The sequence below is a fragment of the Beijerinckia indica subsp. indica ATCC 9039 genome (genome assembly GCF_000019845.1).
In the GTDB taxonomy this organism is placed as follows: domain Bacteria; phylum Pseudomonadota; class Alphaproteobacteria; order Rhizobiales; family Beijerinckiaceae; genus Beijerinckia; species Beijerinckia indica.
In genome coordinates, this window is the sequence record NC_010581.1 from 2391549 (window position 1) to 2413451 (window position 21903).

The window sequence follows — 21903 nt, forward strand, 5'->3', positions numbered from 1 at the left end:
TGGAATCAAATAAAGGCCGCGGAAGCGGCCTTTATTTGATTCATCGATTCTTTCGAGATTTTGGTGCGGGCGGTCGGAATCGAACCGACACTCTGTTACCAGAACCGGATTTTGAGTCCGGCGCGTCTACCTGTTCCGCCACGCCCGCGCGGTACGCAGCCTTTTGCATGAGAGCGCGACAGATGTCCAGTCTCAAGCTATCGAAGATGCATAGAAAATGTGGACCTGTTGCATAGGTTGCGAATGAACGGCCTGTTGAGCAAGGTAAGGCGAGCACGCTCATGCGCTGCGATTGGATTATGCGCGTGGAATAATCCATCGAGACAGAGATCAAGCTGTTTCTGACAGAGGTCCAGCTGTCACACTTCTTGACACAGCCACAGTCTTGATTCTTATTTAAACGCGATGGTTCCCCAAAAGGGATCAAAAGGGAATGTGGTTAGCGCACTCCGCGCGATGCCGCAGCTGCCCCCGCAACTGTATATGGCGAGCCGAGGACCAACCAAGCCACTGGAGCTGATGTCTCTGGGAAGGCGGTTCGAGGTGATGACCCATGAGCCAGGAGACCTGCCATCATTCGTGGTCACGCGCGAGAGCGTCGGGCGGGGTGCACCGGTGCGGTCGAACTTATTCTATGTGCGTTCAGCACCTCTAGCTAGGTGAAGACCCTTCGCAGTGACGGCCCACGTTTGCTGCGAGTCTCTCCGCGTGCTCTCCCCATCCTTGCGCATGGCGCAAAGCGGATTCTTTCCGCGCGCTTTATACCATTCGTGTTTTCTTTCCTGTCTCTTGACGTCCTCCGCATTCAGCGAGGAAGCCTTGCCCGCTCTCATTGTCACGGCTGACCGTGTCGAGGAGCCAATTTCCCGCACCGCATCCTCGATAACGATCATCCCTTCGGAGGAAATAGAGAAACGGGGCACTTTCGGCCTGCCGAACGTATTGCGCGGCGTTCCAGGGCTTGATCTTTACGAAACTGGCGGTCCCGGCACCGCCACTTCGGTTTTTCTGCGTGGTTCGGCCCCTGGACAAACCTTGGTGCTGATCGATGGCATGCGTATCGGCGATCCCTCCTCGATCGATGGCTCTGTCGATCTCGGTGGCCTCGTCGCCACGGATCTCGACCAGATCGAGGTGCTGCGTGGTCCGCAATCGGCCCTCTATGGTTCGGCTGCCATGGGCGGCGTCATCAATATCGTCACACGCAAAGGCAGCGGCGCGCCACGCGCCTCAGTCCTCATGGAAGGGGGCAGATATGGCACGGCGCACACACGCGCAGCCCTGTCCGGCGGCACTGACCGCCTCTCCTACGCATTCTCCATTGATGGCCTTTATACGTCTGCCTTTCCACGCTACGGCTATCGCATCACGAGGCCTCTGACGATCGGCGATGGCGTGACACCCCTACCACCAGCGCCGTCAAGCGACCCAACCCGCAAAGGAGGCTTCCACGGTCGCCTCGCCTATAACTTTACGAACGATATTTCAATCGAGGGCGGTGTGATCGGCTATGATAGTTCAATCCGCTTCGACAATCCTTACGCATACAATACTGCTGACATCTTCAATCCCTATAATCATCAGCATGCAACCTTCCTGCAAGGTTATCTCCTGGGCAAGGCCGACCTGTTCGACCATTTTCTGCACAACCGCCTGAGCCTTTTCGGCAATATCACCGACCACTCGGTCTGGCAGGCCCAATCCTGCTATGACACCGCCTATAACGCATTCGACTGCCGCATGGGTTTTCGCGGCGCGCGGCGCGGCGGCGAATATCAGGGTGATGCGGTCCTCGGCTCCTTGGGCCTTTTCACTTTCGGGGTGCGTCTTGAGAAAGAAGTCGCGGACACGTCACAGGACCCAGCGCCGCCCGGTGCTTTTGATCCGATCCATGCGAGCCAGACCACTTATTCCGGCTTTGCACAACATCAGCTCACCCTGTTCGACCGGTTCGATATCACCTATGGCGGGCGCATGGACGCCATTGACAAAGGCCCAACCTTTACAACCTGGAGAGCAACCGGTGCCTATCGGATCGAGGAGACGGGAACCAAGCTGCGCGCAAGCGCAGGCACTGGCGCGCGTATCGGCTCGCTCTATCAAAGGTTTAGCCAATACGGCAATCCCGCGCTCGCACCCGAATATAGCATCGGCTATGATGCAGGTATCGAGCAAACCCTGTTCGGCGGACATGTCTCGTTCTCAGCCAATTATTTCGAAAACAGATTTCGCAATCTGATCGATTTCGGCATGTCGGCGAGCTGCTTCGCGATTCAGGTCTCCGGCTGTTACAATAATATCGGGCGAGCCGAGACGAAAGGCGTCGAATTCGCCAGCGAAGCCGTCCTTATTCCCGACGAATGGCGCCTCCGCGCGAGCTATACGCATCTCGTCGCGACGAATTTAGACACACAGCAGCGCGTGCCACGGCGCCCTCGCGACAAAGGCATGCTGTCGATCATCTATAGCGCCATTCCGGATTTCGAGTTCGAGGCACGCGGCCTTTTTGTCAGCGCGACGCCCGATTACGACTATACATACGGCCACGCCGTCATGCTCCCGGCCTATGCACGGATCGACCTGTTCGCCAGCTACAAACTGAATGAAACCGTGACCTGTTTCGCGCGCATAGAGAATGTCAATGATGCACGCTACGAGGAAGTCTATAATTACGGAACGCCAGGGCGGTCCCTCTACGGAGGCCTCAGAGTGACATGGTAGGAAATGGCCGATGACGACAACAGCAACACCCCCTTCCAAACAGACACAGACGGTGCCGCAGCGCGTGATCGGCGCTGATGGTGTCCCGCTCGATGTCTTTTCCCTGCCCAGCGATCAGGAGAGTCTTGAAGCACTCCTGCGCGATCTCTTCACCAACCATTGGTATGAGATCACCTTCGGTCCAATCATCGAGGGCGCCGCCTGGGAGATCCATGCTCCCGGCCCGCCAACGAAAATCAGCCTGCTTGACGGCTATCTGACGATTGCCTTCGGCCTCACGCATTTTCACATCTGCATCGGCGAGACGAAGGGCCCACAACGCGCCAACCTCCGCCGCGCTTGCGCAGCACCGGCGCACACATCGCGCGGAACTCTACCGCCGGATCGGGAAGAGCTGCGTGCCCCTATCCTGGAGTATCCGGCTTTTCAACGGTGCGGACGAGCAGCAGATAACGATCCTTCTGCCCAATCCTTTTCTCGATCCTGGAACGGAAAGGATCACTGGGCAGCCGGACTGGTCACGCCTTGCATTGTGGGATCGCCTGCGGGCGCACTGGCTTGGCCTCACCGAACCCGATCCGATCGACCGCCAGATCACCGGCGTCACATGACGGCGGAATGTATTCTTCCGCTTTCCACCGGATTTCATGGATCAGGATAGACCCTGTATCAGGTAACCAAGGAGTATGGATAAAATGATGAATACACTTTCGCTTGCCACCGCGCCGCGCGGTACACGCCTTGCCTGGGGTGTTCTGCTCGCAGCCGCGAGCCTCATTTTCAGTGGTGCACTGGCCTGTGCCGTTCCGCTCGCCGCTTTCGCCGCGATTTCTGCTCTTACGCTGAACCGGCGCGAGGCATTGATCGCCAGCTTTTCGGTGTTCCTTGTCAATCAAGCGGTCGGTTTCACCTTCCTGCATTATCCAACCGATGTAACAACTCTCGCCTGGGGCGCCGCGCTCGGTGCCATTACGCTTCTCTCCTGCGCGGCCGCCAGCACCGTCACGCACCGCGTTTCTACGTTTGCGGGGGCGCTCGCAGCCTTCCTTGCGAGCTTTCTCATCTATGAGGGCACGATCCTGGCTCTTGCCTTGGCGACAGATTCCGGGGCCGGAGCCCTCGCGGCGGCGGTCATCGGCCGGATCTTTCTCATCAATGCTGTCACCTTTGCCGGCCTTTTGGCCGTCAGGGTGCTAGTATCCACCCTCATTGAAGCGCGACTTTTCGCGGTTCAATGAGGACAAGTGGATAAGTTTAAAAAGTGACGTATCGAGAATCTGTGATTCTCGATACTAGGCCACCGCTCGCACATCACATCCAGAGTCTGGTTGCGGCGAGTTTGACGAGCGCGCGGTCGTCGACGCTGAAGAATCGCTCGACGAAATATTTCATCCATAGGATCATCACGGCGGTGCCGTGATGATCGGCTCGCTCAGTTATCCAATATCAGGGCGCAGACCGACCGCCTCGATCCCAGCCACGGCGCAAAGCTCATCATTATCAGAGGTGTCGCCGCTGATTCCGATGGCCCCGAGAAGCACGCCGCTTTCATCGCGAATCAACACCCCGCCCGGCACCGGCACGATCTTCCCTTCCGCCAATGTATTGACTGCACTGACGAAATAGGCCTGTTCCTGAGCACGTTTGAAAATCGCGCGCGAGCCCATGCCGAGAGCGAGAGCGCCATAGGCCTTGCCTTGCGCCACCTCGGCACGCAGAAGGCTGGTTCCGTCCTGCGCGACAAAGGCCTTGAGACAGCCACGCTCGTCAAACACGGAAATAGCGAGCGGCTTCAACTGCTTTTCAATCCCTTTGGCAAGAGCAGCCTCGACCACTCGGCGGGCGATATCCAAGGTCAACGCCATTTCACCAAGCTCCATTCTTCATGCTTTGATTGCTGGTTCAAATTCTTCGCATGAGCGCAAAGGCCCCTTTCGAGGACACGGCCACGCTCGCCAAGACCCTAGAGCATTTTTTATGAAAATGAATTCCATTTTTAAAATAAAAATGCCTAGATGAGAAAAAGAGGAGGTTTCCCGCAGAATCGGAAACAAGGGTGGAAGCCCTTTGACGCCCTTCACAAGAACCAGCCCAAGGAAGAGAAATGCTCTATCGTTTGGATGATCATCAACCACGGATCGATGCGACCTGCTTCATCGCCCCCAATGCTACGCTGATCGGTCAAGTGCATGTCGATGCGGAGGCCAGTATCTGGTTCGGCACGGTCCTGCGCGGGGATACCGAGGCCCTGCACATTGGCCGCGGCAGTAATGTGCAGGACAATTCCGTGCTGCATGCCGATCCGGGCTTTCCCCTCATTCTGGAAGAGGATGTCACCATCGGTCATCTCGCCATCGTGCATGGCTGCTTTGTCGGTGCGGGCTCCCTGATCGGCATGGGCGCAACCGTCATGAATGGCGCCAAGATCGGAGCGCAATGCCTGATCGGCGCCGGCAGTCTCATCACAGAGGGCAAGGAAATCCCGCCACGCTCCATCGTGCGCGGAGCCCCGGGCAAGGTCGTCGGCGAGGTCAGCGAGCAGCATCTGGCCAATATAGCGCGAACCGCCAAGACCTATCGCGAACGCGCGCAACGCTATCGTCTGCATCTGCAGCCGGTGGGATAAAGCGCAGAAAACCGAAAAACCATATTCAGCCGATTTCCTGCTCGAACAGGAAGCTGAGCTGCCCCACTGCCTCGGGCTCGGGTTTTGCGAAAGCGGAGAGGGTCACTCCCAAAAGCCTGATCCCCTTCGTGGTGGGGAAAAGCGGCGCCAGCAGGCTGGCGACCCTTTCCTCAAACAGAACCCGCGTCACAATCCCCTCGTCATCGGTCCGGCTGCGCGTGATCTGCTGAAAATCGGCATATTTCACCTTGAGGGTCACGGTCCTGGCGCGCAGATTCATCATCTCGCGAGAACGCCAGACTTTCTCCATGATCGGCGTCAAAGCGGCATAGGCTGCCTCGAAAGTGTAGAGATCGATTGCGAAGGTATTTTCGGCTCCAATCGACTTGCGTTCCCTGTCCGGCCGCACCGGGCGTTCGTCAACGCCGCGCGCGATCCAGTAATAATAGGTTCCAGCTTTGCCGAAATGCTGTTGCAGGAAGGCAAGCGGCCGCGCCTTTAAATCGCGGCCGGTCGCGATCGCAAGTTTTTCCATCTTGGCCGCCGTCGCAGGGCCGATCCCGTGGAACTTGCTGACTGGCAGAGCCTCGACAAAACCAGGCCCCATTTTGGGCGTGATGACGAATAGCCCGTTCGGCTTGTTGTGATCCGAGGCGAGCTTGGCCAGAAATTTATTATAAGAGACACCCGCCGAGGCGGTGAGTCCCGTTTCCGCCAAAATTCTCGCGCGGATCTGTTCCGCGATCTCGGTCGCTGATGCGACATTCCGTAAATTGCTCGTGACATCGAGATAGGCCTCATCGAGCGAAAGCGGTTCGATGAGAGCTGTATGTTCGGCAAAAATCGCGCGTATGCGCCGCGATACCGCTTTATAGATATCGAAACGCGGCGGCACGAAAATCAAATCTGGGCATTTGCGCAAAGCCGTCACGGAAGGCATAGCCGAATGGACACCGAATTTTCGGGCCTCGTAGCTCGCCGCAGCAACAACGCCGCGCGCCCGTGCGCTCCCGACAGCAACCGGCCGGCCACGCAGCCCAGGATCATCGCGCTGCTCGACGGAAGCGTAGAAGGCATCCATGTCGATATGAATGATTTTGCGCTGATGCGGCGGCATCGTATTGCCGCCGTTCCCGCCCTCCCCCATACTGGCCTGATCCTCTCTCACCCTGCCGTGGAATAGAGAGCTATCCACTCACCCGGTCAAGCTTCGAGCACATAGGTTCCCGGCGCATCCGCAAAGGCGCTCACATTGCCGTCCAGGAGAAGCGGCTTTCTCTCACCACTCGAATGCTCTTGGAGCCAATCGACCCATTGTGGCCACCAGGATCCCTCTTGCCGTTTGGCAATAGCGAACCAGCGGTTACTGTGAATATAATGATCTTTTTCGGTCTTGGTGTGAAACCGGTAATGGCGTCCAGGATGGCCGATTTCGGAAATGATCCCGGCATTATGGCCGCTCGATGTCAGCAGAAAAGTGACCTCGGTCTTTGCCAGAAGGTGAATTTTGAACACTGATTTCCATGGTGCGATATGGTCCTTTTCCGTGCCAACGGCAAAGATCGGAACATGGATATCGTTGACGGCTATGGGCCGACCGTCGGTCTCGAAACGGCCTTCGGCGAGATCATTGTCGAGAAACAATTTACGCAAATATTCCGAATGCATCCGATAGGGCATCCGTGTCGTATCCGTGTTCCAGGCGATCAGATCGGTCATCGAATGGCGCTTGCCCATCAGATAATCATGGATGATCCGTGACCAGAACAGATCGTTCGAGCGCAAGAGCTGAAAGGCACCCAGCATTTGGCGACCATCAAGAAAACCTTGTTGCCGCATGAGGTCTTCGAGGAATTTGAGCTGGCTTTCATCGATGAACAAAGTGAGTTCGCCGCCCTCCCGGAAATCCACCTGCGCCGCGATCATGGACACGGTTTTCAATTTCTCGCATCCGTCCCGCGCCATGGTGGCTGCGGCGATGGACAGAAGAGTGCCGCCGAGGCAATAGCCGGTGGCATGGATTTTCCGGCCAGGAAGAAGCATCGAGATGGCATCAATCGCGGCCATAATGCCGAGACGACGATAATCTTCCAGACTCAGGTCGCGATCGGCTTCACTCGGATTGTGCCAGGAAATCATGAAAACCGTGAATCCCTGTTCGACGAGATAACGGACCAGGGAATTCGACGGTGACAGGTCGAGAATATAATATTTCATGATCCAAGCCGGAACGAACAGGATCGGCTCAGCCTTTACACTCTCCGTCTTCGGCGTATACAGAATCAATTCGATCAGCCGATTACGGAACACGACCTTGCCCGGAGTCACCGCGACATCGCGCCCGACTTGATAAGCTTCCGTGCCGATAGGACGCTGGCCAGTTCGTAATTTTTGCCAATCTTCAAGAAAATTCGCCGCACCATCCATGAGGTTGGCACCGTTCGTCTCCCGCATACGGCGCCGCACGGCAGGATTAGTGACAATGAAATTAGAAGGCGCCCAAATATCGAGAAGCTGACGCATGCCAAAAGCGACGACTTGTTCATGTTTCTGCGTCACGCCTTCGACACCGGTCGTGGCCTTATGCCACCATTCCTGCTGAAGCAAAAAGGCTTGCCAGAACGCATAATAAGGCCATTGTCGCCATTCCGGTTCCGAAAAACGGTTGTCCTCCGGTCGTGGAAGAATCGCGTGCGTCGAGCGTTGACCGGTGAGACTCTCCAGCATGATCGCCCCAAAACGCTGCCATTGGAAAAGCTGGTCCACGGCAATCTGCATTTGTTTGCCTGGCGATAAGGCAAGATGCACGCCCCAATCCATGAAAGCCGCCCCAAAAACCATGGGCGATAGGACATTGGTGTAACGTGCAACCATTCCGTGAAAAGCCTGGTCGATGGCGGCTGCTGCCTGCTCGAAAGGCTCTACTTCCTTGGCGCTCGCCAGTCGGGTGAGATCAAGTTCGTGCTTCATGATGAAGAAATCCCATGATTTCCGGTACGACCCGCGTGCGGCAAATGTGACCGTGAAACAGTGAAAAATGACCGCAACCTTCGATCAGTATATGACGACGTTTTGCGCTGGGGATCGATCGGCAGAGTTCTTGCGCCGCTTGTGTCTGACCCGGTGCGGCAATATCGTCGCGCTCGCCTTCCATCGTCATCAACGCCGTGTTCTTGATCGCCTGAAGATCGATCCTGGTATTGGCGAAGAAAAAAGTTCCTGAAACAAGATCACGATCATGAAAAATGCAGCGGATGTTTTCCAAAAAATGTTCCGCAGGAAGATCCATGAGTTGGGTCGCAAGTGACAAAAACGGAAAATGCAGGGGGTCTTCGCCATCATCTGCAAAAAGCTTCCAATAGAGCTCCTTTCCTTCCAGACAATGGCGCATGAGATAACTGGTGAAAGTGGCTAGCTGCGTCATCTTGGGATAGACAAGCCGGCCCTCGCCAGGGACTCCCTCGGGCACGCGCACAATCGCGTTCTTGCGCAACCATTCCAGGGAATGCGAGCGCAGACGCTGCACCACGGCCGTAGGATTGGCCAGGGGATCGACGGGACCGCCGATCAAAACGGCGGAACGCGGTGCCGAATACGGTTCACGCGCCGACAGATAAGCTGTCGCCGCGAGTGCCGAGACTACACCCTGGCAAACACCGATGACATTCACATCCGGTCCGAGCAACCGGATCATATCGACAATGGAAGAAATGTTTTCGTCGAAGCCGAAACGACCTCGGCTGAGCGGCAAATAGCGAACATCGAACCAATCGGCGACCGCCACCTGTTCTGTTTCCCGCAAGAGGGAAATCACAAGATCACGCAACAAAACAGGAAAGGCACCGGCGAGCGGTGCAATCACTAAAATCGGCCCCAGATTTTGATCCCGGCGTGGATCAATGTGAGAAAAGACGCGGAGATCAGCGTAAGGCCAATGGCACAGCACACGCTCGGAGATTTTGGCCTGCCACCCGTCAATGACCACGGATTCAATGCCAAAGGCACGCCGAGCCCTCGGATCCGTTTGGTTTCTATCGACCGATAGGCAGAAATTTCCCGCTATTCCCAATGCGAATTCCTCCTATTTTTAAGGAGAACGTTCTCAAGGGCCGTTAGTTGAAGGCGCGCTGGCGAAATAAGAGAGTCACATATGCCGTGATGACGAGCCGTCGTACCTTGGCCGATGCTTTTCCAAGCCCCTGATAGCTGGGGCTATATTACTCATAAAAAAAGATTTTTGTGTCCCACGCTTTGTTGATCCCCGGATTTGGATTCCCACAAGATACCCAAGAACAAGACACCCAAGGATATAAGCGAAAGCATGTCACACGATACTCATATGTCCCACATTGCGCTTCTGCGGTTCCTTGATCAACCACGTTTGCGGCGGAAATATTGATAGAGGTTATCCAAGACGGGCATTCCCTGGGCGATGCGCTGCCTATCATCCTGATTGGCCATGGCAATACCGGCGACGACATGGGCTATGCCACTGGCCTCCGCGCGCCCAAACTTGCCATCTTTCAGATCAATATCGTGGATGATCTCGGCGATTTCCTGGAGAGCCGAATCGGAAAGGCCCGCGCGGGCCAGAAGAACCTCGAAACTACAGCGGTCTCCTTCATGGGTGAACTCACCGTCGAACATGTCGAAACGCAATTCACCCGGCTTTGGCCGATAATTCTTGCCTGACACGAAACGGATCTCGGCTTCAGGATCGATAAAGCGGCGGATCAGCCAAGCACAAGCAATACGATCGACATGAACATCTTGGCGCGTAATCCAGATCCGCCCTTTGAGGTTCGCCGCTGTGCCCTCCAACCAAGGCTGAGAAGGATTGAGTGTGGGGAGGGACCAATCATGGCTTGCTCCTTGGTGGCTCTCAGCTCCAGCCCCCTCAGCAGCCCTTCAGCCGGTTCACGACCATCGGCACCGAAGAAATCGATTCTCTCGATGTCCGTCAATCGTTTGCGCAGACGGCCGAGCTGAACGCGCACTTCAATTTGTTTTTCCGGCGAACTATCGGTCTCAAGCATCGCGGCAAGAACGCGACATTCCTTGGCGATCACCGCGTAATCTTCATCGCGCGCGGCATCGAAGAGCGCACGTACCTGTGCATCGGAGAGACCATCAATCAGGCGCGCCTCGCAAACCATGGCCTCGCCGCCACCTTCGATGATCTCTTTCAGGAGCCACTCGAAATCTTCCTGCGTCTCGCTATTCGCTGGCAACGCATAGACCGTGCTCTTGACCGCGATGGCACCAAGACCTTGCAGCCGCCGCCAGATCTTGACCCGGAAATAAGCGGGCTTAGCCGGCAATTGATGAATCAGCAGCAGCCAGCGCTGCTCCTGCTGTGGACTCGCCTCGTTCATATTCATACTATATCATTTTACATATAAAATGCAACACTTGTATCTTTTTTGATTTGGATGTAACCTGCTTGCATGAAATTAAGGGCGAGAGTGGATGAAAGAGCCGTGCTCCGAGTCCAAACCTTCGCCGGGCGCGACACCTTTCGACATCGAGACGTCAACGGATCCATGGAGGCGATGGTTGCCGTTTCGAGACATTCGTCGTCCAATAGGGTCTCAATCGTGATCCCATGATCGTCACGCTTGCGGCGATCATCCAAGGCTCGGACACTCATAGGCCAGAACGCCGCAATCCGCTGGACGATCAGCCACAGCCACGCGGCCCAATAGGGCATGAACTCAATCAGAGCCGGAATGATTGCGCGCAATCCTGATCAAGCGTGGGGCTCGCTGATAGAGAGAGACGGTCTCATGAAGCTCGAAGCCGTTATCCGCGAAGACCAATCGTTCCTCACGATGGAAAGATATGTTGGCAAGGGCACGAAGACTTACAGCCCTTTTGCAGCAAGGACGGAAGCTGCACCTTGCTATCAGCCAGAAAGCGGTCGACCTTCTTTCGATCTTTTGACTGTCAACGTGCCCAAGGAACAGGTGACCATTTTCCAGGCCGATCCTTCACTGAGCCTTCTGAATCATTATGTGCGGCCACAGGGCATTTTGTTCGCTGTGCATCCAGAGACATGGACGACCGCAGGGATCGATTATCTCAATGAAATCCGCGCCTTCCCTCGTGAGGCGCCGATCAGGGTGGCTCCCACCGCCTCGACCAGGACTGTGCTGACGCTAGAGCACGACGAGCATGTCCCGCCGCATTTCCTCAAGCTCCACTATCCTGTCCTCATCTCCCGCTTCAATCGCAGGCTTATGCGGAAAAACATTGAAAACAGTATTGCCGTCACAAGGGATGTCGCACAGCTTCACCTCGATAAATTTGCTTATCTGCCGGACGTTTTGGGGTTCACAATCGGCAGAGATGAGAACGCCTGGGGCTTCCTGGTGAGGGAAACCATTCCTCATCCGATCATCCAAGGACGATTCCTCATCCCCTGCTTTGCCCTTTTTGGAAGAGACTTCAACCAGCCGGATGATCTTCCCCTGCTGATACAAATGATCAAGCGGCTTGATGCCGAACCTGTGTCATTCGTCATCAATGAAATCTTTATCCCTGTTATCGAATGCTGGTGCCTCGTCGCCCGCCGAGGTTTACTGTTCGAGTCGCATGCACAAAATACGCTTCTCGAGATCGACCGGGATTTCAGGCCCCGGAGAATTGTTCATCGCGACTTCGATGTCTGGATCGACATGGAGACGAGGCGCCGTGCAGATCTCGAAATGCCCTTTCTCGGAAAGGGACTCAGCGCCGACAAGGGTCATGTGATTGAGCAATATTACAGCCTCATCTACGACCGCTTTATCGGTCATGGATTTTTCGATTATCTGCTCGCGCTTTTGAAGGGCTTTTATGGCGTGGACGAAGACGCCGTCCGGAGCCAGGTCCGCAAAGCCTTTCACCGGTCCTTTCCCGAGGCCGAAAGGTTTTTCCCCGCGCAAACAATGTTCTACTTCTCGAAGGAGCCGCCGCCGGGTCGCGAATTCGCACTTGAAGACATGCGGCGAACGCCGGAATGGCGATAGAACAAAAAAGTGAAAAGGGAGGTTTCGATGCGTGCAAAGCTTGCGGCATGTACCGCTTTGTTAGTGATGCTCGCCTTTACATCAGCTCATGCCAAGCCCGATTGGGGCGCAGTCGCGCGAGCGCTCGGAAAATCCGGCACGGAGCTACCGGAAGGCGTCTATCGCGTCGGATTGCCCCGATCGGATCTCGAAATCACGGTCGATGGTGTCACGATCAAGCCAGCGCTGGCGCTCGGCTCATGGCTCGCTTTCCGGGAAAATGGCGATGAGGCCATGGTCATGGGCGACCTCGTCTTGACACAAGACGAGGCCAATCCAGTCATGAAAAGTCTTGCGGAAAGCAGAATCGAAATTACTGCACTTCACAATCATCTGCTGCGCGCTGAACCGATGCCTCTGTATATGCATATTGCCGGGCATGGTGACGCCGTAAGGCTGGCGGAAGCCCTGCACAAGGCTCTCGCCATGAGCAAGACGCCGCTCGAGGCGGCGCCCCCTGGAGCACAGCCGCAAGCTCTTGAGCTCGATACGACTGCACTGGATAAGCTTCTTGGTGCTCAGGGCAAAGCCAATGGTGGCGTCTATCAATTCACGATCGCCCGCGCCGAGATGATCACGGATGGCGGCATGAATATTCCCGCCTCGATGGGAAGCGGCATCGCCATCAACTTTCAGCCCATGGGTAATGGCAGAGCCGCAATCACCGGCGACTTCGTGCTGATCGCCTCAGAGGTCAATCCGGTTCTGCTCGTGCTGCGAGAGAACGGCATCGAGGTGACAGCGATCCACAATCATATGTTGGACGACCAGCCTCGGCTTTTTTTCATGCATTTCTGGGCCGCTGATGATGCAATCAAACTTGCGCGCGGGCTCAAAGAGGCGCTCGGCAAGGTCAATATCGCCAAGAGCTAATGCGAGGCAGAGTTCATGAGAAGCTGGAGCCATCCCGCTTCGATCGACGCGGGATGGCTCCCTTTATCTTAGTGCCAATCGCGAATGTCGACGAAAATGGCCGGCAATACCGGCTGCCGCCGCCATGGCCGGAGAGACGAGATGTGTGCGTCCCTTGAAGCCTTGACGTCCCTCGAAATTACGGTTGGACGTGGAGGCGCAGCGTTCGCCAGGCGCAAGCTTGTCGGGGTTCATGGCAAGGCACATCGAGCATCCAGGTTCGCGCCATTCAAAGCCCGCCGCTTTGAAGATCACATCGAGACCTTCAGCTTCCGCTTGTTCCTTGACCAAGCCAGACCCCGGCACGACGAGACCGTTGACCGAAGCAGCAATATGCTTGCCTTGGACGATTTTCGCGGCTTCCCGCAAATCCTCGATCCGGCCATTGGTACAGGAGCCGATAAACACGCGATCAATGGCGATCGAGGTCAGTTTCTCGCCACCCTTCAAGCCCATATATTCGAGGGCACGGGCAATCGAGGCTTTCTTCGCCTCGCTCGTTGCGTCCTGAGGCGAGGGAACCACGCCATTGATGGACGCGACATCCTCAGGGCTCGTGCCCCAAGTCACGGTCGGCGGCAAATTGGCTGCGTCGAGACGAATTTCCCGATCGAAAACCGCACCTTCATCGGAATGCAGGGTTTCCCAATAGGCCACGGCCGCGTCCCAGGCGGCGCCGCGCGGCGATTTGGGACGATCCTTCAGATAGGCAAAGGTTTTGGCGTCCGGCGCGATCATGCCGGCACGCGCGCCGCCCTCAATCGTCATGTTGCAGACCGTCATACGGCCTTCCACCGAAAGGGCGCGGATCGCCTCGCCAGCATATTCGATGACATGGCCAGTACCGCCCGCCGTGCCGATCTGGCCGATGATCGCAAGGATGAGATCCTTGGCGCTGACGTGATCGGGCAGAACGCCATCGACGAGAACGCGCATGTTCTTCGCCTTGGCCTGAATCAATGTCTGTGTCGCCAGCACATGCTCGACCTCGGACGTACCAATGCCATGCGCCAAGGCGCCAAAGGCTCCATGCGTCGAGGTGTGGCTATCACCGCAGACAATCGTCGTGCCCGGCAGGGTGAACCCTTGCTCCGGCCCGATGATATGAACGACACCCTGCCGATGATCCAGCGCATCGAAATATTCAATGCCGAATTCAGCCGCATTGGCGGCAAGCTGGGCAACCTGGATCCGGCTTTCGGGATCTTCAATCCCATGGCTGCGATCGGTGGTCGGCACATTATGATCAACGACAGCCAAGGTTTTCTGGGGCGCGCGAACCTTGCGGCCAGCCATGCGCAGACCCTCGAAGGCTTGCGGGCTCGTCACCTCATGGACGAGGTGCCTGTCGATATAGAGAAGGCTCGTGCCATCGGCCTGGGTCTCGACCACATGATCATCCCAGATTTTATCATAGAGGGTACGCGGTTGCGCCATGGCTGTCCTGTCGGTCCTCTTCATTTATGGAATCGTTAGGGCTGGTAGCGAAGTCGAGCCTATCCTGCACGCTTGGTGTTCCGGCGGGCATCGAATTCATTCCATATGCGCCCTCTATCGCATATTCAGCGAAAGAGGCGACAGCAATCTTTCTATCGCCGGGCACATTTTCGACAACTGGCCGAGAATTCATCTGCGATTCCCTTCCAAGTCGATGATCCTCTTAAAAACAAAAATTCTCGAAAAAAGAAAAAATTCAACGCCACAAGCAAGAGTCGCTATTTGCGACGCTTGGTATTACACCAAAGAGCAAAGAGAGAATCAGTCAGATTCCAGCGCTAAAATCCGCTCCGCCGTCTGAGGAAACCGCATGAGCCAACGTCCGCCCGTCGCGCCTTATCTGACCGTTACTCCGGCCATGGCAGCAATCGCCTATTACATATCGGTTTTCGGCGCGCAGCAGAAAGCGCTCATGCCCGCACTCGATGGGGTGCGCATCCTGCATTGCGAATTGGCGATCAATGGCGGCTCGATCATGCTGTCTGACGCCTTTCCGGAATTCGGCAATACACGCATGCCCATACCAGGAGAGCCCGCGACCTGTTCTATCAGCCTGGAATTCCCCTCATCCAAGCTCGTGGACGAGACATTCGCCAAGGCGACCAGCCTCGGCGCCAAGGGTGAGGTCCATCCTATGAATTCTTTCTGGGGCACGCGCGTCGCCACTCTGCGCGATCCATTCGGCCATCGCTGGATTCTGAACGCGCCAATATTCTGAGCCAATCAGTGCAAAACGGGCGTTTTGATCGTCCAGAGACTGGTATAATCAGGATTGCTGACCGTTTCATCTGTCCCCTTGAGACGGTAACGGCCACGGCTGAGCTTCACGAAGGCGCTGGTATTGGGCGGCAAGATGATCGTCTCGCCAAGCCCATGCCCGCGCAAGGCGAGGTGAAAACCCTCATCGCGCTGAGCGTCGAGAATGACGCCATGCACTTGCCTTTTTTCGCGGACGGAGATTCCATCCCGTTCCAGATGAATGAAACCGGCAATCACATATTTGCCGACAAGTTCGGCGGCCAGAGCCTCATCCCATTCGAGAGGGCGTTCGTCTTCTTCCTTATCGTCGAACTCGGCCATGGTGTTAATCCCAGCGCGGGACATAATCTTGCCCAGCGGCCGCAAGGATCGTCGGGCTGCTCTTTAAGAGCGCTCTTTCCCCGACGATCAGCCACCGGGGAAAGCAACATTGGAGAGCCCGCATGTCATGCGCGCGAACTCTCTGCATGATCTTATTCGGCCGCAGACGCTGCCTTCTTGGCCTTAGCGGCGGCCTTGGCCTCTTTCTTGGCGGCCTCGCGCGCGGCCTTTGCAGCCGGGGTTTCCATCTTCTCGGCGATACGAGCCGCCTTGCCGCGACGATCACGCAGATAATACAGCTTCGCCCGGCGGACCTTACCGCGACGGACGACCTTGATGGAATCGATATTCGGCGAATAGATCGGAAAGACGCGCTCGACGCCCTCGCCATAGGAAATCTTGCGAACCGTGAAGCTCTCGTTCAGACCGCCGCCATTGCGAGCGATGCAAACGCCTTCATAGGCTTGGACGCGAGTCCGTTCGCCTTCCTTGACCTTGACGTTGACGATCACGGTGTCGCCAGGCTGGAAAGCCGGAATCGGACGTTTGGCCAGCAGTTTGGCAGCCTGTTCCGCTTCCAAAGTTTCAATAATATTCATGGAGTTGACCTTTGAGCCGTTTCGCCGTGAAGGGCGAGCGTTTCGGTGCGCTGTTCTAAGTTGAAACCTGATCTTTACAGAAGGGTGGTTTTCTTGTCGAGAGAAAAACCAAAGACCTCTCGTCCCGATTCCGGGATGCCGATCTCTATTCGTCAATTCCGGCTCGTCAAGGGCGCGCGAGTGTGAATTAATCCGCTTTGTCTTTACTCAAGAATTGTCTTCCCATCGCCGATTTCGTTACATCTATCGGACATTCGTCATGACGGTCGACACCTGCCCCTGATGCGCCAGCCCCTGTTCCCTCCCCTGCTCGATCGCGCAAGGCATCCGCTGAACCGCCGAACCGTGCTGCAAATCGTCCCCAGCCTCGTGGGCGGCGACACAGAGCATATCGCCCTCGAAATCGCGGCCGCGATTACCGAGGCAGGTGGCAAGGCCCTCGTTGCCAGCGAGGGGGGACGGCTGGTCAGTTCGTTGCAGGCCATGGGCGGGCTCTGGATCCCTTTCCCTGCCGCCTCGCGCGATCCGCTCGCCATGCTGCTCAACATACGTAAGCTCGCCCGCCTGATCGAAATGGAAAAAGTGGATCTCGTCCACGCCCATTCGCGGGCCTCCGCCTGGGTTGCCTATGGCGCGACACGGCGGACCAAAACGCCTTTCGTCACCACCTTCCACAGTGGCTATACCGAAGGCATCGGCTTACAGCAGCGGTATAATTCCGTCATGGCGCGGGGTGATTGCATTATCGCCCATTCCCATTATAGCGCGCGGCGGATCGAGGCCCGCTATCCACAGGCTCGGACCCGGATCAAGGTCATCCCCCAAGGTATCGATTTCCAGGTTTTCGCCCCTCAGAGTGTCGATCCCGCCCGGGTTCAGGCTCTGCGACAGGCCTGGGGCATTACACCGGATCAACGAGCGGTGCTTTTGACCGACCCTTTTTCCGATCTCTCAAGGGAGGATGGCGGCGGGACGGATGAGCCGCCCTTCATTGAGGCAGCCCGCCTCCTTCGCGCCCAAAACCTCGAAGGGGTCGTTTTCATCCTGACTGGCGATGCCACGCCGCCTTTGGGGCGCGGCCAGGAGAGGGGTCGCGAACAAGATCAAGACAAAATTCAGGAGCATGGCGGCAGCAGCGCGCGGATCAAGATCCTGACCAATAGCCAAGCCGCCAAGGATTTCGATCGCAAGATCAGCGCTGCCGGCCTCTCCGGCATCATGCGACGCGCCAAGAGGGAGGCCGATCTTCCAGCCGCCTTGCTTGCGAGCGCCGCTGTCGTCGCGCCTATCGCACGGCCCGGAGGATTCGGTCCCCTCGCCATTGCAGCCCAAGCGATGGGCACTCCGATGATCCTCCCGGCTTTGGGTGCCGCGCCAGAAATCATTCTGGCGCCGCCGCAGGTCGATCAAGCGGAGCGCACCGGTTGGCTGGTGCCGCCAGGCAATGCCGCGGCGCTGGCCGCGACGCTCGGCGAGGTCCTTTCGCTCGGCGCCACGGCACGCGGCCTGCTTGGAGAACGTGGCCGGCGTCATGTCGAGGCCCATTTCTCACTCGATGAAATGTGTCGGGCAACGCTTGATGCCTATGGCTCTCTGTTCCCGAGCGGGGAAGAATAATTAATTCTACTCGGGAAAGAGGTCTTTATTGACATCTTGCAATAATGACCCGATCTTTTACTGGGCCCTTTCCGTCGAAGCCCCATTACAAGGACAAATTGGGTTCCTTGCCGGGTTTTGCGTCGCGGACGGGTTCGTTTGACAAGATAGGAGTTTTACCCATTCGCCGTCCCATGAAAGCCCCCGTTGTTCCGCAGAAGGATGGACCCCGTATCAACCACGACATTCGCGTCCGTGAGATCCAGTTGATCGATGCCGAAGGGCACAATCGCGGGATCGTCCCGATTCTAGACGCGCAACGCCTGGCCGACGAGGCTTCACTCGACCTCGTTGAGATCGTGCCCAATGCCACGCCGCCAGTCTGCAAGATTCTGGATTATGGAAAATTCCGCTTTCTCGAACAAAAGAAAGCCGCCGAGGCCCGCAAGAAACAGAAGATCGTCGAGATCAAGGAAATCAAGCTGCGGCCCGGCATCGACGAGCATGATTACGACACCAAGATGAAGGCCGTGAAACGGTTCTTCGAAGAAGGTGACAAGGTCAAGGTCACGCTGCGCTTCCGCGGCCGTGAAATGGCCCATCAGGATCTCGGTTTCCGCCTGCTCGAACGGGTGAAGTCCGAAACTGGCACTTTCGCGAAGGTCGAGGCGGAACCCTCTATGGAAGGCCGTCAGATGATCATGGTGCTCGCACCGCGGACGTGATTTCTCTGCCCTGAGAACAAGGCATCCCGCACAGCCCCTTAAGCAAACTTTTCTCAAAGTTTGCTTATATTTTAAAATTCAAAGCAGCATTGGTTTTGCGTCGAAGGCGAAATCAATCGTGGCTTTAGCCATGCAAGGCCGCTGAGGTTAGAGGCAGAGATGCCAAGCCTGAAAGTGACTGACGCTACCTTCGCCCGCGCTGTCATCGACGCGGGCCTTCCCGTTTTTGTGGATTTCTGGGCGGATTGGTGTGGCCCCTGCCACGCTGTCGCCCCTCTTCTCGAAGACCTCGCCGATGAATTGCAAGGCCGGGTTATCGTCGCCAAGCTGAATATCGACGAGAATCCGGATACGACGGCGCTCCAAGACATCCATTCCGTCCCGACTTTCAAAATCTTCAAAAATGGCGAGCTCGCCGCGCAGGATATTGGCGCCTATACCAAGGACGCCCTGCGTGCCTGGATTCTTGAAACGATCGCCTGATGAAAGTTCACATTGAGAGCATCGGATGTTTGAGTCCGATGCTCTGTATCCCATTTAGGCCTGATGCGCTGCCCGGATTTCGATCAATTCACGACCGATAGGCAGCAGGGCTTGATCGTCTCCGTATTCACATTTGTCGGACGCCCGGCCTGGATCGCCTTCACCTTATCCACGGCAGCATTCACGGCGTCCTTGCCGCTCAATATGGCGAAGTCGACCGTGAAGGATTGCGAGGCTCCCGGCTCCAGCGTCGGGACACGGCCCGCCTTGCGTTCGATGCTGCGATTGGCGGGAAAGCTCGTGGCCGGCTCGAGACCTGTCACATAGGCCTCGCCTTTCGCACCCGTATTTTTCCAAAGCGCGAAATAGGGAAGTCCGTCGATCGCATAGGTGAGAGAGACGCCTTTATCGCCAGCAGCGTTGTGAAGCAGAACGCTGGTCCGATTATTCGCGTCGCCATAGGGGACAATGCCAAACACTTCCTCGGTGAAACCCGGCTTGGCGTCCAGATAGCTGTCAAATGTCGAAATCGCTTTCGCCGCCACGCCGTCAAAGGGGCGCAGTTCCTTGATGGGCGCGACGAATTTAGCACCGCCCTCCAGGATCGGCTCGCCGTAATCGCTATGGTAGATGATCTGGTATTCCTGCGGCTTCGTCCCATTGTTGACGATCGAATCGTTGAAGACGATGTGATTGGAACCGATCTCCGTCGAAACTTCGGAATTCAGCGTCAAGTTTGAGCCAAACATCGAGATTTCGTTCACCAGCCCCTTTACGACAATCCGCCCAGGATTGCCCTTCTCGATGCTGACGGACACTTCGGATGCTGGAATATTGCCGATCTGGCCATGCAGAGTGAGTGTGTTCGCGCCATCCTTGCCGGGATGGCCAGCCCAGGCGATACCGGCGCGCGGCATCCATTCATTGAAGCCGTCGAGCCAGCCGACTCCATCGCGCGCAAGAAGGTTGATGTAAACGGGGTTGACGATCTCCTTGACAGGCGAGTCCCATCCGAGACGGATGTCACCCATCTGGGCACGCAAGGCACTCATGCCGCGCGTTGGAACGATCGAAAAGCTGAGTTTGCCATTGTCGACCGTGATGAGATCGACCCCTTCCTGTTTGCCGCCATGCAGCGTGACCTTCTTCACGCTCCATGTCTGAGCCGATCCCGCAGGACTTGTGGCGCTCCATTCGTCAAGATGGATATTCTTCTTGGCGCTCGTGAGAATAGTTTCATCCGCGAAGGCGGAAAGACTCCAGAGCAAGGCACCCATGGTACCGATGATAAATGATCTTCCGGTCAACAATGCAGGCTTCCCCCCGTTTTGATTTTTTACCGCAAGTAGCGGCATCGCGATTAACGCGTTCGTTATGAAGGCAAGATCCCGCCGGTGGCAGCTTGGTATTGACCTCTTTAAAAGAGGAATTGAGCTGAAGCGCGATCGAGCTTCTTTTATTAAATCATAGTGAATAATAATGCGCAATCAGCAAAATCAATCATTCCTGTATGTGGCGAGCCTTTGCGCATCCCCGTCCCGCTTTGGAGCCTCGATGAACACATCGACCTGCTGCCCCGTAAAGGCCGGGAAATCTTGTGGTGCAAAGGCGTAGATCCCCTGGAGAACCCGCGTATCCACCCGCTCGGATGTATCGCCGGAGAGGGAGCGTTTCGGCAGCACATAGGGTTCGAAACGAACGAAAGAGAGCGGCACCGCAATGCTGGGATTGCCGCGCATACGGGCCGTTGCGGGGCTGTCTGACCGCACGCGCCAGGCGTCAGCTTCGTCGATATCCACTCGAACATGCAGCGGATCGACAGTCCCCATTGTCATGAGCGGATTATTCAGCACGCCCGCCAAGGCATATTCACCAAGCCTGACATTGACCTTGAGGATCACACCTTCAACCGGCGCTTTGACCACGGTCTTATCGAGGTCAGCCCTTGCCCCCTCGAGCAAAGCCTTGGTTTGGGCCAGTCTCGCCTCAGCCTCGCGACGCTGGGCCGACAGAACCTCGATCTGCTGCTCAGCGCTGGCGAGCGCCGCTTTCGCGGCGATGACATTCGCATCCGCTTTGTCAGCATCAGCGGTGGCGAGCTCATAGCGCTGGCGCGGCGTCCAATCATTACGCACGAGCGCGGCATAGCGCGATCGATCCAGAGACGCACGGGTCCGCTCCGCTTCCGTCACATTGAGATTCGCTCGAGCCTGATTGATCGCGTCGCGCTGGAGAAGAATGTTCTGATCGATGGACCCGATCGCGGCCTCTGCGGCTAAAACCGCTGCCTCATTCTGATCAACGGCCGCCTGATAATTGCGTGCATCGATCGAAAAGAGTTTTTGTCCGAACCGGACGTGATCACCCGCCACAACATCAACGCTGGTCACGACACCGCCGCGTTCGATGGCGAGCGCCATGACCTCACTTGCAGGTTCGACAATACCGGTGCCCGAGACATTTTTCTCATAGGGTTGCGTCGGCGCGGCGATCGGCGGCGAGGTCACCGATCGCGGGCGCATTGTCGAAGCAATCGTCCAGCCGGCAAAGCCTATCATCACGATCGCAAACAGGGGAATGCCATGTCTGGTGACGGAAAAGGAGAACGGCTTCAT

Annotated in this window: 22 protein-coding genes, 1 tRNA gene, 1 pseudogene and 1 riboswitch; of the genes and pseudogenes, 11 read left to right on the forward strand and 13 right to left on the reverse strand. The window is 56.6% G+C overall.

Annotated elements, in window-relative coordinates; translation table 11 throughout:
• Positions 1–61: 61 nt before the first annotated feature.
• A tRNA-Leu gene (locus tag BIND_RS10565) sits at positions 62–148 on the reverse strand.
• A 241-nt stretch (positions 149–389) separates the two neighbouring features.
• Positions 390–589, forward strand: a riboswitch (cobalamin riboswitch).
• A 230-nt stretch (positions 590–819) separates the two neighbouring features.
• On the opposite strand from BIND_RS10565, the gene BIND_RS10570 reads away from it, so the two are divergent.
• The 3 genes from BIND_RS10570 to BIND_RS10580 are packed head-to-tail and all read left to right on the forward strand — an operon-like array spanning position 820 to position 3959.
• The gene (locus BIND_RS10570; protein ID WP_244395865.1) at positions 820–2721 is read left to right on the forward strand and encodes a TonB-dependent receptor plug domain-containing protein; all 1902 of its coding nucleotides are present in this window, start codon (positions 820–822) and stop codon (positions 2719–2721) included.
• Positions 2722–2731: 10 nt separating this feature from the next.
• The gene (locus BIND_RS10575; RefSeq protein WP_012385070.1) at positions 2732–3382 is read left to right on the forward strand and encodes a DUF7676 family protein; all 651 of its coding nucleotides are present in this window, start codon (positions 2732–2734) and stop codon (positions 3380–3382) included.
• A 34-nt stretch (positions 3383–3416) separates the two neighbouring features.
• Positions 3417–3959 (forward strand): hypothetical protein, encoded by a 543-nt coding sequence (locus BIND_RS10580; RefSeq protein ID WP_012385071.1) that lies wholly within the window; start codon positions 3417–3419, stop codon positions 3957–3959.
• A 198-nt stretch (positions 3960–4157) separates the two neighbouring features.
• Here the strand turns inward: BIND_RS10580 and BIND_RS10585 are convergent, their stop codons facing one another.
• A complete protein-coding gene (locus BIND_RS10585; RefSeq protein ID WP_012385072.1) occupies positions 4158–4586 on the reverse strand; it encodes a GlcG/HbpS family heme-binding protein in 429 nt (142 codons plus the stop codon).
• Between the two features lie 239 nt (positions 4587–4825).
• Between BIND_RS10585 and BIND_RS10590 the strand changes: the two genes are divergently transcribed.
• The gene (locus BIND_RS10590; RefSeq protein ID WP_012385073.1) at positions 4826–5347 is read left to right on the forward strand and encodes a gamma carbonic anhydrase family protein; all 522 of its coding nucleotides are present in this window, start codon (positions 4826–4828) and stop codon (positions 5345–5347) included.
• Between the two features lie 25 nt (positions 5348–5372).
• Here BIND_RS10590 and dinB read toward each other — a convergent pair whose 3' ends face one another.
• The 6 genes from dinB to BIND_RS10615 form a co-directional block, all read right to left on the reverse strand.
• Positions 5373–6494, reverse strand: coding sequence for a DNA polymerase IV (gene dinB / locus BIND_RS10595; protein WP_012385074.1), 1122 nt, complete (start codon positions 6492–6494; stop codon positions 5373–5375).
• A gap of 56 nt (positions 6495–6550) precedes the next feature.
• Entirely contained in the window at positions 6551–8317 is a 1767-nt protein-coding gene (locus BIND_RS10600) for a PHA/PHB synthase family protein (protein WP_012385075.1), read from the reverse strand.
• A complete protein-coding gene (gene phaZ, locus BIND_RS10605; RefSeq protein ID WP_158304375.1) occupies positions 8301–9332 on the reverse strand; it encodes a polyhydroxyalkanoate depolymerase in 1032 nt (343 codons plus the stop codon). The genes BIND_RS10600 and phaZ overlap by 17 nt, the downstream gene beginning before the upstream one ends.
• Positions 9333–9718: 386 nt before the next feature.
• Entirely contained in the window at positions 9719–10168 is a 450-nt protein-coding gene (locus tag BIND_RS21945) for a chromate resistance protein ChrB domain-containing protein (protein ID WP_244395866.1), read from the reverse strand.
• A complete protein-coding gene (locus tag BIND_RS21950) occupies positions 10081–10728 on the reverse strand; it encodes a Chromate resistance protein ChrB (protein WP_244395867.1) in 648 nt (215 codons plus the stop codon). Before BIND_RS21950 ends, BIND_RS21945 begins: the two co-directional genes overlap by 88 nt.
• Before the next feature lie 11 nt (positions 10729–10739).
• Positions 10740–11090, reverse strand: coding sequence for a hypothetical protein (locus tag BIND_RS10615; RefSeq protein WP_041778037.1), 351 nt, complete (start codon positions 11088–11090; stop codon positions 10740–10742).
• Positions 11091–11178: 88 nt separating this feature from the next.
• On the opposite strand from BIND_RS10615, the gene BIND_RS10620 reads away from it, so the two are divergent.
• Positions 11179–12357, forward strand: coding sequence for an IucA/IucC family protein (locus tag BIND_RS10620; protein ID WP_244396020.1), 1179 nt, complete (start codon positions 11179–11181; stop codon positions 12355–12357).
• 27 nt (positions 12358–12384) lie between these two features.
• The gene (locus tag BIND_RS10625) at positions 12385–13269 is read left to right on the forward strand and encodes a DUF1259 domain-containing protein (RefSeq protein ID WP_012385078.1); all 885 of its coding nucleotides are present in this window, start codon (positions 12385–12387) and stop codon (positions 13267–13269) included.
• A gap of 68 nt (positions 13270–13337) precedes the next feature.
• On the opposite strand, the pseudogene leuC reads toward BIND_RS10625, so the two are convergent.
• Positions 13338–14745 (reverse strand): annotated as a pseudogene (leuC, locus tag BIND_RS10630) (3-isopropylmalate dehydratase large subunit).
• Here leuC and BIND_RS10635 point away from each other — a divergent pair.
• The gene (locus BIND_RS10635; protein WP_041778039.1) at positions 14744–15106 is read left to right on the forward strand and encodes a hypothetical protein; all 363 of its coding nucleotides are present in this window, start codon (positions 14744–14746) and stop codon (positions 15104–15106) included. The pseudogene leuC and the gene BIND_RS10635 sit on opposite strands and share 2 nt — an antisense overlap.
• 9 nt (positions 15107–15115) lie before the next feature.
• Positions 15116–15523 carry a VOC family protein gene (locus BIND_RS10640; RefSeq protein WP_012385081.1) on the forward strand — a complete coding sequence of 136 codons (408 nt, stop codon included), beginning with the start codon at positions 15116–15118 and terminating at the stop codon, positions 15521–15523.
• Positions 15524–15528: 5 nt separating this feature from the next.
• Here BIND_RS10640 and BIND_RS10645 read toward each other — a convergent pair whose 3' ends face one another.
• Complete coding sequence (locus tag BIND_RS10645) at positions 15529–15885, reverse strand: hypothetical protein (RefSeq protein WP_012385082.1); 357 nt, start codon at positions 15883–15885, stop codon at positions 15529–15531.
• A gap of 152 nt (positions 15886–16037) precedes the next feature.
• Entirely contained in the window at positions 16038–16484 is a 447-nt protein-coding gene (gene rplS, locus BIND_RS10650; RefSeq protein WP_012385083.1) for a 50S ribosomal protein L19, read from the reverse strand.
• 282 nt (positions 16485–16766) lie between these two features.
• On the opposite strand from rplS, the gene BIND_RS10655 reads away from it, so the two are divergent.
• The 3 genes from BIND_RS10655 to trxA all read left to right on the forward strand — a co-directional run bounded on the left by BIND_RS10655 (position 16767) and on the right by trxA (position 19288).
• Positions 16767–18101, forward strand: coding sequence for a glycosyltransferase (locus BIND_RS10655; RefSeq protein ID WP_012385084.1), 1335 nt, complete (start codon positions 16767–16769; stop codon positions 18099–18101).
• Positions 18102–18274: 173 nt separating this feature from the next.
• Positions 18275–18805, forward strand: coding sequence for a translation initiation factor IF-3 (gene infC, locus BIND_RS10660; protein ID WP_041778040.1), 531 nt, complete (start codon positions 18275–18277; stop codon positions 18803–18805).
• A 159-nt stretch (positions 18806–18964) separates the two neighbouring features.
• The gene (trxA, locus tag BIND_RS10665) at positions 18965–19288 is read left to right on the forward strand and encodes a thioredoxin (RefSeq protein WP_012385086.1); all 324 of its coding nucleotides are present in this window, start codon (positions 18965–18967) and stop codon (positions 19286–19288) included.
• 83 nt (positions 19289–19371) lie between these two features.
• Here trxA and BIND_RS10670 read toward each other — a convergent pair whose 3' ends face one another.
• Both BIND_RS10670 and BIND_RS10675 read right to left on the reverse strand, forming a co-directional pair.
• Complete coding sequence (locus tag BIND_RS10670; protein WP_158304376.1) at positions 19372–20595, reverse strand: aldose 1-epimerase family protein; 1224 nt, start codon at positions 20593–20595, stop codon at positions 19372–19374.
• 189 nt (positions 20596–20784) lie between these two features.
• On the reverse strand, positions 20785–21903 hold the full coding sequence (locus BIND_RS10675; RefSeq protein WP_012385088.1) for an HlyD family secretion protein: 1119 nt from the start codon (positions 21901–21903) through the stop codon (positions 20785–20787).